General features: G+C 38.9%; 14 protein-coding genes. 5 read left to right on the top strand and 9 right to left on the bottom strand.

Translation table 11 applies throughout. The annotated features are described in order from the left end of the window. Complete coding sequence (locus tag AC0L3Y_RS11910) at positions 1 to 2289, bottom strand: type I secretion system permease/ATPase (RefSeq protein WP_473463330.1); 2289 nt, start codon at positions 2287 to 2289, stop codon at positions 1 to 3. A 140-nt stretch (positions 2290 to 2429) separates the two neighbouring features. Here AC0L3Y_RS11910 and AC0L3Y_RS11905 point away from each other — a divergent pair, with 140 nt between their 5' ends. Further along, positions 2430 to 2801 carry a hypothetical protein gene (locus AC0L3Y_RS11905; RefSeq protein ID WP_473463326.1) on the top strand — a complete coding sequence of 124 codons (372 nt, stop codon included), beginning with the start codon at positions 2430 to 2432 and terminating at the stop codon, positions 2799 to 2801. Between the two features lie 66 nt (positions 2802 to 2867). On the opposite strand, the gene AC0L3Y_RS11900 is transcribed toward AC0L3Y_RS11905, so the two are convergent. From AC0L3Y_RS11900 to AC0L3Y_RS11880, 5 genes are all read right to left on the bottom strand, one after another. After that, a complete protein-coding gene (locus AC0L3Y_RS11900; protein WP_473463320.1) occupies positions 2868 to 4817 on the bottom strand; it encodes an EAL domain-containing protein in 1950 nt (649 codons plus the stop codon). A gap of 10 nt (positions 4818 to 4827) precedes the next feature. Beyond that, positions 4828 to 5457 carry a transglutaminase-like cysteine peptidase gene (locus AC0L3Y_RS11895; RefSeq protein ID WP_473463315.1) on the bottom strand — a complete coding sequence of 210 codons (630 nt, stop codon included), beginning with the start codon at positions 5455 to 5457 and terminating at the stop codon, positions 4828 to 4830. Positions 5458 to 5524: 67 nt separating this feature from the next. Next, on the bottom strand, positions 5525 to 5818 hold the full coding sequence (locus tag AC0L3Y_RS11890; RefSeq protein ID WP_473463310.1) for a DUF1244 domain-containing protein: 294 nt from the start codon (positions 5816 to 5818) through the stop codon (positions 5525 to 5527). A gap of 18 nt (positions 5819 to 5836) precedes the next feature. Next, entirely contained in the window at positions 5837 to 6436 is a 600-nt protein-coding gene (locus tag AC0L3Y_RS11885; protein WP_473463305.1) for a tRNA-uridine aminocarboxypropyltransferase, read from the bottom strand. A 28-nt stretch (positions 6437 to 6464) separates the two neighbouring features. After that, positions 6465 to 7190 (bottom strand): pyridoxine 5'-phosphate synthase, encoded by a 726-nt coding sequence (locus AC0L3Y_RS11880; protein WP_473463300.1) that lies wholly within the window; start codon positions 7188 to 7190, stop codon positions 6465 to 6467. Between the two features lie 146 nt (positions 7191 to 7336). Between AC0L3Y_RS11880 and AC0L3Y_RS11875 the strand changes: the two genes are divergently transcribed. The 3 genes from AC0L3Y_RS11875 (at position 7337) to AC0L3Y_RS11865 (ending at position 9060) form a co-directional block, all read left to right on the top strand. Continuing rightward, positions 7337 to 8011, top strand: coding sequence for a DNA-3-methyladenine glycosylase I (locus AC0L3Y_RS11875; protein WP_473463295.1), 675 nt, complete (start codon positions 7337 to 7339; stop codon positions 8009 to 8011). A 37-nt stretch (positions 8012 to 8048) separates the two neighbouring features. Next, complete coding sequence (locus AC0L3Y_RS11870; protein WP_473463291.1) at positions 8049 to 8690, top strand: DsbA family oxidoreductase; 642 nt, start codon at positions 8049 to 8051, stop codon at positions 8688 to 8690. A 175-nt stretch (positions 8691 to 8865) separates the two neighbouring features. Beyond that, entirely contained in the window at positions 8866 to 9060 is a 195-nt protein-coding gene (locus AC0L3Y_RS11865; protein ID WP_473463286.1) for a (2Fe-2S)-binding protein, read from the top strand. An 18-nt stretch (positions 9061 to 9078) separates the two neighbouring features. Here AC0L3Y_RS11865 and bfr (AC0L3Y_RS11860) read toward each other — a convergent pair whose 3' ends face one another. The 3 genes from bfr (AC0L3Y_RS11860) to parC all read right to left on the bottom strand — a co-directional run bounded on the left by bfr (AC0L3Y_RS11860) (position 9079) and on the right by parC (position 12451). After that, entirely contained in the window at positions 9079 to 9543 is a 465-nt protein-coding gene (gene bfr / locus AC0L3Y_RS11860; protein ID WP_473463282.1) for a bacterioferritin, read from the bottom strand. Positions 9544 to 9554: 11 nt separating this feature from the next. Continuing rightward, positions 9555 to 10028, bottom strand: coding sequence for a bacterioferritin (gene bfr / locus AC0L3Y_RS11855; protein ID WP_473463278.1), 474 nt, complete (start codon positions 10026 to 10028; stop codon positions 9555 to 9557). Positions 10029 to 10153: 125 nt separating this feature from the next. Then, on the bottom strand, positions 10154 to 12451 hold the full coding sequence (gene parC, locus AC0L3Y_RS11850) for a DNA topoisomerase IV subunit A (protein WP_473463273.1): 2298 nt from the start codon (positions 12449 to 12451) through the stop codon (positions 10154 to 10156). Positions 12452 to 12634: 183 nt separating this feature from the next. On the opposite strand from parC, the gene AC0L3Y_RS11845 reads away from it, so the two are divergent. Continuing rightward, positions 12635 to 13357, top strand: a complete 723-nt coding sequence (locus AC0L3Y_RS11845; RefSeq protein ID WP_473463270.1) for a hypothetical protein — start codon at positions 12635 to 12637, stop codon at positions 13355 to 13357. The last annotated feature ends 8 nt before the right edge of the window (positions 13358 to 13365 follow it).

Raw genomic sequence — 13365 nt, 5'->3', positions numbered from 1 at the left:
TTAACTGACCTTCAACTTACCTTGACGAAGTGCTTCATGAACTTGTGCTTTTGGACCATCTGCAATTAAGCGACCATTGTCCATAACTATAATTCGGTCAACCATATCTAGCATAGAAGCCTTATGAGTAATTAATATCAGTGTTTTATCTTTTAAACCGTCTATTAAACGACGCTTCATTCTAGACTCTGTTGTGTTATCCATCGACGCGGTTGGTTCATCCAAAATTAAAATCGGCGGGTCAAACAATAACGCCCTAGCAATCGCAATACTTTGTCTTTGCCCACCAGACAACAACACCCCACGCTCACCAACAATGCTATCTAAACCACTCGGTTTACGGTTTGCAAATTCAGATACCCCTGATAAGTCTGCAGCACGGATAATGGCATCATCCTCCATATAAGGAACACCCATTACTATGTTGTCTTTAATTGAGCCATAAAATAAATTCACATCCTGTGATACAGACCCAACGTTTCTACGTAGGTCCGTTGGATTTACTTGTCGAATATCGACACCATCAATCCTTATTGCACCACTGCTTGGCGTATAAAGCCCAGTCATCAGCTTTCCAAGAGTAGATTTACCAGAGCCGATTCGCCCAATAATGGCAACTTTCTCACCTTGTTTAATATTAATATTGATGGCGGTTACCGCTGCCTGCTCTTGTTCTGGGTAAGAAAAATTTACTCCTTCAAACTGAAAATCACCTTTAAATGAAGGACGATGAACAAATTTTACGCCTTCAGGATTTTCTACGGGAGAAGCCATAATTTCATTTAGAGAAGTAAAAGCTGACTTTGCTTGATTGTAACGGGTAGCCAAACTTGCGACTTGAGCCATGGGACCAAGAGCCCGCCCCGTGAGCATTACAGCAGCAACTAAGGCCCCCATACTCATTAAGCCTTCGGAAATTTGATACACACCAACAATAACAATAATGACTGTTGTTAATTGCTGAGCAACCATTGCAAAAGAAGAACAGGATTGAGAAAGCTGGCGAGTTTTAACACCCCAATCTGCGATATTACCTACTGCATTTTCCCATTTCGTCTGTAATACACCTTCTGCATTATTGAGCTTAACACCTTCTGCGTTATAGAGGCTTTCAATCAAAACTGCATTTTTTTGTGAGGCTGTTTTTTGGCTTTCTTCTATTGAGCGTCTTAATGGAATTTGAATAATAATACTATAAAGAATAATTAACGCGATTGTGATAATAGGAATGTAGCCAACAGGCCCTCCAATTAGCCATATAACACCTATGATTAAAAACATAAACGGAATATCAACCAAGGTCGTGATCGAAGCAGAAGTAATAAAATCACGTATGCTTTCAAACTCTTGAAGGTTTTTAGCAAAGGCCCCAACCGATTTAGGTCGAGATGCCATAGTGATATTATTCACTTTTGAAAAAATAGCCGCCGATATTAAGATATCGGATTTTTTACCTGCTATATCAATAAAATATGCTCGTAGTGTCCGCAATAAGAAATCAAATAGATAAACGACAGCAGCACCGATAGCCAATACCCATAGTGTGTCAAAGGCATTATTTGGAACCACACGATCATAAACGTTCATCACGAACAAAGGACTTGCAACCGCAAAGAGATTGATCAATAACGAGGCGATAAACACATCGCGATAAATACGCCATGAACTTGCAATGGTTCCCCAGAACCAATGACCTTTTTTACTAGCTTTATCATCACTGGCTTCAGAGCGTTTATCAAATTGATACAGAGGACGTACAAAAAAACAATACCCAGTAAATGACTCAACTAAAATATCTAACGATACAATGACTTCGCCTTCGCCAGATTCAGGACGAAATATTTTTGCTGTACCTTTCGCTCTGTCTATTTCAAGCAATACACAAGCTTGCTTGTCTTTCAATAAAAGAACCGAGGGCAGTACCATGTCTGGTATTTTGTGTAAAGGTCGTTTAACAAAACGAGCACTGATTCCAATACGCTTGGCAGCTCGTTTAAAAAGTTCTGGGGTCATGGCATTGTCGGTAATAGGTAAACCGGCTGCAATACCATCGGCGGTGTAAGGGTTGTGGAAGTATTTACTTAATAAAACTAGACAGTCTAAAAGAGGGTTAGGATAGTCTAACGCTGCGCTTTGCGTGTCCCACTGTTTATTGAATTCACTGGTATTTTCTTCACTTGGTGTTTCTGAAGATTCTTCTGTTGATCCATTAATAATTTCAATATCGTCCTGGGAATCATTTGCTACAGGTGACGAAGAGTTCTGTTCTGGGCGATCAGAGTCAGACATACTCTATATTCTCCTAAACTACCTAAAATCTAATTTACAAATCACAATACGATGATTCTGGTCTAGAATAGTGTTTATTAAGTAAGATGGGAAGCGAACTACACTGTTCAATACAAATTGAAACATAGAAGGAAAACAATATGTTATATGCAAAGGTCAATGAAAGCGGTGAAATCCTTGATGTTGCCACATCGCAATCAGAGGAATATACGTTATTAGTTGCCCCCAACGAACCGACAGTTGCTAGCATATTAGAACGTAAATTTTCGGAATCAAGCACCAGCACACAAGAAATGCTGACAAGCTCTGATATAGACATGATGCGTATTCTAGAAGATTTAATAGATCTCCTATCAGAGAAACGTTTGATTCAATTTACAGAATTACCTTTACCGGCACAGAAAAAATTACTAAGCAGGAAATGGGTTCGTGGTGTCCATAATGGTCATGATGACAGTTTAATGGTTGATATAAACCATGACAAAGACACCGAAGACGACGCCTTAATTTAAAAACATCTTAAGATTAAGAAGGCTTAGTCAACTAATGCCATTTCACCGCAAGATATGTGACAAAGATTACATATCTTGCGCACGCCCAATGAGGAATCCTTGGCCACCAGCCACATCAAATCGCTCTAATGAGGTAAATTGCTTTTGATTCTCTATACCTGTTGCAATCACTTCTATGTTTAAACTATTAAACATTCTACATAAGGTATGCATAAAGAAGGATTCAGACTCCTTACCAGCAGCCATACGAGTATAAGAAGAGTCTACCTTCACATAGTCTGGCATAAGTGTTTGTAAGTACTGGAAGGCTGAGAATTGCTTACCAACACCATCTATACCAAATAGCACTCCTTGGCTTCTCAGCATTTCAACTAACTTATTGGTCTGCTCTTCTTCTGCTAACACTCCCGATTCAGAAACCTCAAACATCAGTTTACTTTTTTCGTCAGGTTGAAGATGGCTTAATATTTTATTTAGCCACGCAATAAAATTAGGCTCGGCATAAGACGAAGCTAATAAGTTCACGGTAAGTGGCGACTCAAGTTTTTTCGATTTAATGTATTCAATAACCTTTCCAATGATCACACGATCAATTTCACTTCCTAAGCCAAACTGCTCAGCTAACCCGATGAAATAACCAGCATGATATTTTTTTCCATCATATTCCAAGTTCATAAAAACTTCTTCATGTAGCGTTACAGGTGTATCCCCTAACGTCACTACTTTTTGTTTTTTAAGACCAAATAACTGCTTCTTTACTGCTGACTCTAAAATACCTTTCCACATAGTTCGGCTAATCGCAGCAGTTTGCCCCATTTTCAGATCAAAAACTTTACAGGTATTAATACCTTCACGTTTTGCTTCTCGTAAAGCGGCATCCGCTTGTGACATAGCACTAGAACGGTCAACATCCCCATCAATCATAACTGCGCCTATGTTCGCCACAGAAATTGAATAACTAATACTCGCCGTATTTAAATCAACCAATTCAGACATAATCTCATCAACAACCAGCTTAAGCTGGTGAGAATCAATATTTGGAACCAACAACACAAAGTCCGCGCCAGACAATCGAGCCACAGTAGCCAGAGAAGATACCGATGTGACCTTTCTCGCTAATATATCTGCAGCAGATTGGATAAACATATCCGCTGAGTCATAGCCTCTTTCATTATTGAGTTTTGCCAAATCCGCCAGACTCACTAGAGCCAAACCATCAATACCACGCTCTCTCTCTGCAAAATGAGACTTCATACGACTTTCAAAGTAACTTCGGTTACCCAAACCACTCACTGTATCTTTAAAGGCTTTTGCCTGCAGCCATTGAGCTGTTTCAACTTCTGACGCAAACTCTTTTTCAAGCTTCTCAGCCATACGATTCATAGAAAGCACTACCGATCTAAGCTCTCGCGTTTTTGGCACACTAATTGTTTTAATAAAACGACGTTGTTGTATTGCTTCCGCTTGCTTCTCAAGTTCAACTAGAGGCTTAAATAAGTAACGTAATGCAATGCTGCCTAAAATAAGCGTAACAGCACCAATAATGAAAAAAGAGATTAATAAATCTCGAGTGGCAAGCCAGAGTTGATGACAAGCATAACCGGCATTACCAGTAATATAGACTTGTCCAAGTTCATTCCATCCATTGGATATCACAGCCCTGGCAACAGGGACATCAAAATCGATTAGCTTAATAAACCAATTTGGCACACCCTCTATTTTAACTTCAGTTGAGCGAACAATCTCTCGATCTTCGCTATAAGCATGGATCTTTACTTCCGAGAAATAACCGCTGTCAAAAACAGCATTGATACTACTTTCTACCGCAGCATAATCTTCCAGCGCCATAAAATCTGAGACGGACATACTTAATGAAGTCGCCGAATCGTTAGCCGTGGACTCTAATTGCCCGATTAAATAACCTTTTGTTGAGTTGAAATTAATCCCCATAACAACGACCAGCATCAATGAGAATATAGCAATAATTGTCAGCATTAATTGGCGGAACAGCGTCATTCAATGTCTCCTAATTTGTAATCGTATCAAGTCGATTATTTAAGTCTGTCCACAAGCTCAAACGTGATGAGCCACCTACCAACAAGCCACGCCCTTTTTCTTTAGAAAGCCACAAGTTTTCGGCATTAAAAGAATAGATAGGCAATAAATCGGGGCGTTTTGACGCTGGTTTTAATTCTTTATCAATATTATCAAGCAAGACTGGAACCGAGGTTGGTTTATGGTAATAAGCCAACACCATATGATGCTGATCCAAAGTTAAGGCCTTAACATAAACTAAACGTAATTTTTCATCCGGTACACCAAGCTCTCGAAGGGTAAAATACTTTGCGATGGTAAAATCTTCACAGTCTCCGGCTTGCATACCTAAAAACTCAATAGGTGTTGCCCAATAATCTTCTTTTGCCCATAAGATGTCATCATCAACGAACTCCATCTGATTAAAGAAGTTATTTACTTGAACTAGTTGCTCAACAACGGACAGAGATCGGCTATTTTCAATAAGACGACGCCAGGCTAAGATACGCTTTTCAGCATTAGCGCCATATACCAGCCCAGCTTGTTTGGCTAATCTTTGATATTTACTAGAGACGTCAGCGTATAACCACCATTGCGGTATAAACAACACAATAAGAAGCACGCACACAAAACGCTTCGAACCTCTAAAAAAGCAAAAAAACGAACTTGATCGTTTCTTCACTTCAAAATTACTTTTTAGATTGGAACTTTGCATCAAATGCTGCAAGCTGTTCAGTCGTTGCTTTTGCTTGATATTTTACTTTCCAATCTTCATAAGGTTCACCGTAAACATATTCACGAGCCTCATCATAATCAACTTTAGTACCTTGCTTCTCTGCTTCTGCCATATACCACTTACTTAGGCAATTACGACAAAAACCTGCTAAGTTCATCAAATCTATGTTCTGCACTGACTTATTATCATCTAAATGCTTTAAAAGACGACGTAATACTGCCGCTTCAATTTCTGTTTGGTTCTTCATTAAGGTCAGTCTCTTTATTTAATTAGAATGCCGATGCTTAAGTGGTTGTTTTCGCCACTGCCACTCTTGGGCTGCAACCATAAAATCACGTAAAGGCTGCATATTATCTGCAGTAATTTGCTCAACAACGTAAGCACATGCCTCCAACGTAGACACGGATAAATCATCAGGTGATTTACGAATAATGTACTGCCCTACAGGTGCTTGAGAAAAAGTAATAGCTCTAAAATCATGTAACAAAGGCTCTGTTAAATACATTTTTTTGGTTTTTCTCCAAGTTGCATCCAACAAGATAACACCTTCTATTTGTGAAACCGATGCCCTATTCATAGATTCAACAGGTATCGCATCATCACATGGAAAAACCAATCGCCATTTACTCGTATCTAATTGAGACAGAGCACCTTCCAATAGGTTCCTATCATCAATAGAAATACACCGAATAGATGGCAAACCTAAACATAAAAGAGAGACTGTATTCTTAGCATGCTTAGCCTCTTTAGGATCCTGAAGGATCAACACCTTTAACCTTGTCTTTAACCTAGGAATCCATTGGCAAACACACTGCACAGCTAAAAAACAACAATCGTCGCAATGCGCTCTTTTTTCTATTTTCATCGATTATGACCAAGTTGATCGCTATAGATTAAACTAACTTAGCAAGGTACGCCTTAACTACATTATCCCAACCTAAATCTAACGCTTCGATAGTCAATGCATGGCCAATAGACACTTCCATAATTCTACCTGGCGAACATAAAGCCTGCACATTATTCAAGTCTAAATCATGTCCAGCATTCACAGCCAAACCAACGTCTAAAGCAGCTTGTGCTGCATTTTGATAATTTTCAAGAACCTCTTCAAACCCAACTTTTCCAAACGCATTAGCATATTCTTCTGTATATAACTCAACGCGATCGGCACCTATTTCTTTTGCCAACGCCATGTTTTCAGGATCCGGATCCATAAATAAAACGACTCGAATACCTTTGGCTTTGAGTTTAGCGATCACTGGACGCAAGGCATCTTGGTCACGAGCAATATTCCAGCCATGATCAGAAGTTAGCTGATTTGGATCATCAGGAACAAGTGTGCATTGATCGGGCTCGACTTCCAAAACAACATCTAAAAACTGAGCATCAGGAAAGCCCTCAATGTTTAACTCAGCTTCTGGGAAACGTTTCAGCAGTTCCTTCACATCATGTGCATCTTGATATGTTGCATGTCGCTGGTCAGGTCTTGGATGAATAGTAATACCAAACGCACCTAAATTGAGAGTACGCTCTGCCATATCTACTAAATTTGGGTAATCTCTTCCTCGAGAATTACGGAGCAAGCCAATTTTATTCAGGTTTACGCTTAAATGTGTCATTCCACTTCTCTCGATTAAGTCATTTGCAAGCATTATAAGACAAACTGACGGTTTCAATCACTAAAATACCGAACAAGATACACGCTTGATCCATTATATAAAGCAAGGCTTATGATAAACTGCGCTCAACAAAACAGGAGTCCAAGATGCAATACGAACTCTTCCAATCCATTTATGATCGTGCAGCACTGCGACATGGTGGACCAAAACACCTTGAACAAAGGCTTTCTCACCCATTAAGCTCAAATGAATTAAGCCAACACACAGACGACAGATGGCTAGCAGCGTTTTCACAAAAAGTTTTTCAATCTGGAATCAGCTGGCAAGTTGTCCGCAATAAATGGCCTGGATTTGAAGAAGTTTTCTTTAAATTCGACATAGAGAAAATGCTTCTTATTCATAATGAAATGTGGGAAGAAAAAGCCAAAGACACACGAATTATTAGACATTTTGGCAAAGTCATGACGATAAGAGAAAATGCTCTTATGATCAGTGATTGTCAGATAAAGCACGGTTCTTTTGCACGCTTTATTGCGGATTGGCCTAGCGACAATATTATTGGGTTATGGGCTTATTTGAAAAAGAACGGTGCTCGACTTGGTGGAAACACAGGGCCTTATACATTAAGAGCCATGGGTAAAGACACCTTTATGCTGACCAAAGATGTTGAAGGCTATCTGCGCTTACATGAAATAATCAGTACAGGTCGAGATACTCAGTCAGCGTGGAAAGCTGCTCAGGCAGCCTTTAATCATTGGCACAAAGAAAGCGGCCGATCTTATACAGAGATTAGCCAGTGCATCGCTTTAAGCGTTAACTAAATATCTATTATTCAATATAAATTGTTCAGGAGAAAACATGGCCGATCTACGTATCGACATTATTTCAGATGTAATATGCCCTTGGTGTTACTTAGGCTATTCACGCCTCAAACAAGCTATCGAGCAATTAGGTGATGATTACCGCATTGATATACGCTGGCAACCTTTTGAATTACACCCAGATATGCCAATAGAAGGAGCTGATCGTGACACTTATCTAGGTGCAAAATTTGGCAGCCCAGAAAAGCTAAACGAAGCAACTCATGCTTTACAACAAGTTGGTATTGAAGCAGGAATACAGTTCAATTTCTCTGAAAAAGATCGTGTACCAAATACTAAACTGGCGCATCAGTTTGTGCTCGCTGCGACAAAGGCCAATTTAGCAACACCTTTTGTTCTCGCCTTGTTTCACGCTTATTTTACCAACGGCAAAGACATTGGCTTAAAAAGCATTCTTGAGGAAATCGCCCTAAGTATCGGTATGCAGCAAACGGATATTGAATACGCCTTAAGTGACAAAGCCCAATCTATTACAGAAAAGAAATTGGTCCATCTACGTAGCCTAGATATCAATTCCGCTCCAACCTATGTGATTAACGATAAGTTCATGGTTCATGGTGCCCATGACCCTGAATCTTTCTTAAAAGTTCTTACTGACATAGCTCAAAAAGATATCTAATCTCTTTCCTAACTATTTAGAAGAGAGTTAAATTCTGATCATTTAACTCTCTTCTAAAACCTTTACAAGAAAAACTATTAAAGTATAAAAATAGATAAATTTTTATCTATTGATAATCATTCACATTAAAAATAGAATCGGAGAAATAGAATATTAGTGCGAGTGATTTTCATTTATGTACGTTTGTATATGTAACAAGGTATCAGACAAAGACATTAAAGCGTCTATACAAGAAGGGGCGACCACCATGCGTGCCTTATATAAAGAACACAGCATTGGCAGTCAGTGCGGTAAGTGTTGCCAGTGCGCAAAAAAAGTACTCAATAATGAACTTATCAAAATAGCTGAAACTCAATATCAAGTTGCTTAAATAAGCATATCTATAGAGTTACATTTGAGACTGAAGATAGTTTTCGATACCAGAAACACTAATCAAATGCTGTTGAGTTTCAAGCCAATCAATCTGTTCTTCTTGCTCTTCCAATATTTTTTCTAACGCATCACGGCTCATAAAGTCATGTTTCTGTTCACATAAATCAATGGCTGCTTTCAAAACCGGAAGCGTGTCCAATTCAAACTCCATGTTTGCCGAAATCATTTCTTCACTGTTTTCACCAATGCGTAAACGACCTAAGTCTTGGAGGTTTGGCAAACCTTCCAAAAACAAAACGCGCTCAATCAAACGATCCGCATTTTTCATTTTTTGAATTGATGTTTTATAATCCGCCTTATCTAATGCATTAAAACCAAAGTCTTTAAACATACGTGCATGAAGAAAATACTGGTTAATACCAACCAACTCATTTGCCAATACTTTATTTAGACTGGCAATAACCTCACGATCTCCTTTCATAAAGTATCCCCTTAATTGCCCATCTGTGATTGATAATAATTCTGCATACCTATTTTTTCCATTAGCCCAAGCTGCTGCTCTAACCAATAAACATGATCTTCTTCTGTATCAAACAATAATTTTTCTAATGTTTCTCGTGTTTGATAATCGCCTTCGGATTCACAAACCGCAATAGCGCTACGAACACTCGTAACCACTTCAAGCTCAAGAGTTAAGTCATTACTCATCATAGAGCGCACATCAGAGCCAATTAGCAAATCACGACGCTTAGTCATACAAGGAACACCCTCCAAGAATAAGATACGTTTAATAAGCCAATCTGAATGTTGAGTTTCTTCTTCCATTTCATGATTAAGGCGCTCATATAATTTATTTAAGCCCCAATCATCATACATACGTGAATGGATGAAATATTGATCGATTGCAGCTAACTCATTAGCCAACAATGCATTCAAACTATCAATTACTTTTTGACTGCCTTTCATTTTCGTTTCCTCTTATTGGTCGCGAATCCACTTCACATTATGAGTATTCTATACTCAAGGTATATTCAGACGATCATTGTGGCCTAACTCACAAGTCTATGACCACAATGATCATTTAGCTATTTTTAAAATAAATCTTGTTTAGGCGTATCATCAATTTTGACTAGCTTGCCTTCACCAACTTTAACTTCAAGGTAGTCTATTCGTTGGAAGCCTCTAGGAAGCTTTAAGCCTCTTCGACCACGCTCACCAAGATATTCCTCTAAATCTTTCTCAACAAAAGACATAAAGCGTTTACCTGCATAAGCAGTTAAAAGATCATCAGGTTGAATACATGCCATAGCAACCATTAATTCTTCACGATCAGCCGCACGCGCAGTTGGAATACTGATCATTTTATTACCTTTACCTTTTGCCATTTTTGGTAAAGAAGCTACGTCAAATGCCAACATACGTCCTTCATTTGATATGGCAATAACTCGACCTTTTTCTGGGCTTTGCACAAACATAGGCGTCATGACTTGTGCACCTTTTGGTAAACTCAAGGTTGCTTTACCCGCTTTATTTTTTGCATACAGGTCTTTAAGTTGAGCAACAAAACCATAACCCGCATCACTTGCGATCAAGTAATGGGCTTCTTCATTATCCAGAACTGCAGACACAATGGTTGCGTCTTTTTCTAATGAAATCCGTCCGGTAATAGGCTCACCTTGTCCACGAGCGGAAGGTAAAGAATGGGCTTTGATTGAGTAGGTCCGACCATTAGAAGCCAATAAAACCAAAGTTTGATTTGAGCGTCCTTTGGTACTGATTAAGAATTCATCACCTGATTTATAACTTAAACCATGAACATCAATGTCATGGCCTTTCGCTGCACGAATCCAACCTTGTTTGGAAATAACTACGGTAATTGGGTCATTAGACAATAAGTCTTCTTCACTAAATGCTTGAGATTCTTTACGAGCCACAATCGGAGTGCGTCTATCATCACCAAACAAATCAATCGCTTCTTGAATTTCATCTGTAATAAGTTTTTTCAACTTACGATCAGAAGACAACAAACCTTCTAAATGTTTACGCTCTTTTTCAAGTTCATCTTGCTCACCCTTGATGCGCATTTCCTCAAGTTTCGCAAGGTGGCGTAATTTCAACTCAAGGATTGATTCTGCTTGAGCATCGCTCAGACCGAATCGAGCCATCAATTCAACTTTAGGTTTCTCTTCCGTACGGATAATCTCAATAACCTCATCAATATTTAGATAGGCAATCAATAAACCTTCTAAAATATGCAGACGGCTAACGACTTTATCAAGACGAAATTGCAAACGACGACGAACAACATTTATACGGAAACGCAACCATTCAGATAAGAAATTCTTTAATGGTTTAACCTGAGGCAATCCATCCAAACCGATAACATTCATGTTAACTCGGTAGGATTTTTCTAGATCCGTTGTCGCAAAAAGATGTGTCATAACAGAGTCAATATCGACACGGTTTGATTTTGGAACAATAACCAATCGAGTGGGGTTTTCATGATCAGATTCATCACGAAGGTCAACAACCATCGGCAATTTTTTCGCCTGCATTTGAGCTGCTATTTGCTCTAATATTTTACTGCCCGACACTTGATGAGGTAATTCGTTAACAACGATCTCGCCTTCTTCTACCGTAAATCGTGCTCTCGCCTTGATTTGACCTTTACCGGTCTCATACAACTTAACAATATCGCTTTTAGGCGTGATAATTTCACCGCCTGTTGGAAAGTCAGGCCCCTGAACGAAATTAAGTAAATCTTCTAATTCTGCTTTTGGGTTGTTAAGTAAGTGAATACAAGCGCCACCAATCTCACGCAAATTATGAGGTGGAATATCGGTTGCCATACCAACAGCAATCCCTGTCGTACCGTTCAACAACAGATTAGGAAGACGAGAAGGTAAAACCGTTGGCTCTTGCAAGGTACCGTCAAAGTTAGGAATCCAATCAACCGTACCTTGACTAACTTCTCTTAATAAAATGTCTGCGTATTTTGAAAGACGAGATTCGGTGTAACGCATAGCTGCAAATGATTTTGGATCATCTGGTGCGCCCCAGTTACCTTGACCGTCAACCAATGGATAACGATACGAAAAAGGTTGAGCCATCAACACCATAGCTTCATAACAAGCACTGTCGCCATGTGGATGGAACTTACCCAGTACATCACCAACAGTACGAGCAGATTTTTTATACTTAGCGCTGGCTTTTAACCCCAACTCACTCATCGCATAAACAATACGTCGTTGAACCGGTTTTAAACCATCGCCAATATGCGGCAAAGCTCGGTCCAAAATCACGTACATGGAATAATTCAAATACGCTTTTTCTGTGTAGTCTTTTAATGAAAGGGTTTCATTAGACTCAAAATTCGACAACTCGCTCAAGAAAGCTTCCTTCTACAATCATTTACATGTACAAATTATTGATACATGCGAATTTCACAAAGTATTATGGGATCAACTATAAAGAAAGATCGCAACATACTGCAACACTCTCTATAAGATTATCATGGAAAGGACACCAATCTCGTGCTTCAATATATTGGATAATCAAAAAGGACAACTATAGTGAACTTATCTGATCAAAATACACACTACCCAATACACTATAGCCTTGGGGAATCCAGTGAACGTATTATTGTCCATCAGCAGGATGATTTATTTATTGCACATGAACACCTATTTCAAGATGCCACACCGACTCGTTTTTACCATCACCCAAATCATACTTTCCTTTTTATCATGAAGGGCGAATTATACCTTCAACAAAACTCAGAACAAAACGAACAAGAAATAGCATTAAAAAAGCATCAAGGCATTTGGTTAGAAGCTCTTACAACAAGTACATTAACTCTACTCTCTCCTTCTGTAGAATTATGTTTAATCCGTTTAAAGGAAACAACAAACCGATTAACATCAGGATTATTACAGAAGGTTTCATCAGGTACGGTTGAATCAATACTAGGCAGAAGCCACATTAAAACCTGGCCCTTATGGCAAAGTCAGTCTGAGAGTATTTCTCTTGAACTCTACCCTCCCAAATATTCTGAAACCCTTTATTATCAAAAAACTGCTACCCAATATATCCTCCCATTGAGTGGCACTATTTATATTGCTGATGAAAGAAAACAACCAGAAAAATGCTCCGATTTAGGCAAGGTAATTCAGCAAAAAGTACCAAGAGCCATTTTTAATCCAAGCCAAGAAAGTATAACTGTACTTTCAATCACCACTTCACAACAAACTAAAGGACGCGTCCTTTTGCTAAAGAAACCAAAAACCTCTACTTAACAGGTAAC

This window comes from Marinomonas sp. GJ51-14 (genome assembly GCF_055808695.1).
The sequence above is the reverse complement of the archived record's forward strand: the minus strand, read 5'-3'. Positions and strand labels throughout refer to the sequence as shown.

Excerpts from the sequence above, each read along its gene's own strand:
- AC0L3Y_RS11900 (WP_473463320.1), bottom strand. The coding sequence starts at position 4,817 with ATGACGCTGTTCCGCCAATTAATGCTGACAATTATTGCTATATTCTCA.
- AC0L3Y_RS11905 (WP_473463326.1), top strand. The coding sequence starts at position 2,430 with ATGTTATATGCAAAGGTCAATGAAAGCGGTGAAATCCTTGATGTTGCC.
- AC0L3Y_RS11910 (WP_473463330.1), bottom strand. The coding sequence starts at position 2,289 with ATGTCTGACTCTGATCGCCCAGAACAGAACTCTTCGTCACCTGTAGCA.
- AC0L3Y_RS11875 (WP_473463295.1), top strand. The coding sequence starts at position 7,337 with ATGCAATACGAACTCTTCCAATCCATTTATGATCGTGCAGCACTGCGA.
- bfr (WP_473463278.1), bottom strand. The coding sequence starts at position 10,028 with ATGAAAGGCAGTCAAAAAGTAATTGATAGTTTGAATGCATTGTTGGCT.
- AC0L3Y_RS11885 (WP_473463305.1), bottom strand. The coding sequence starts at position 6,436 with ATGAAAATAGAAAAAAGAGCGCATTGCGACGATTGTTGTTTTTTAGCT.
- AC0L3Y_RS11890 (WP_473463310.1), bottom strand. The coding sequence starts at position 5,818 with ATGAAGAACCAAACAGAAATTGAAGCGGCAGTATTACGTCGTCTTTTA.
- AC0L3Y_RS11865 (WP_473463286.1), top strand. The coding sequence starts at position 8,866 with ATGTACGTTTGTATATGTAACAAGGTATCAGACAAAGACATTAAAGCG.
- AC0L3Y_RS11880 (WP_473463300.1), bottom strand. The coding sequence starts at position 7,190 with ATGACACATTTAAGCGTAAACCTGAATAAAATTGGCTTGCTCCGTAAT.
- AC0L3Y_RS11870 (WP_473463291.1), top strand. The coding sequence starts at position 8,049 with ATGGCCGATCTACGTATCGACATTATTTCAGATGTAATATGCCCTTGG.
- bfr (WP_473463282.1), bottom strand. The coding sequence starts at position 9,543 with ATGAAAGGAGATCGTGAGGTTATTGCCAGTCTAAATAAAGTATTGGCA.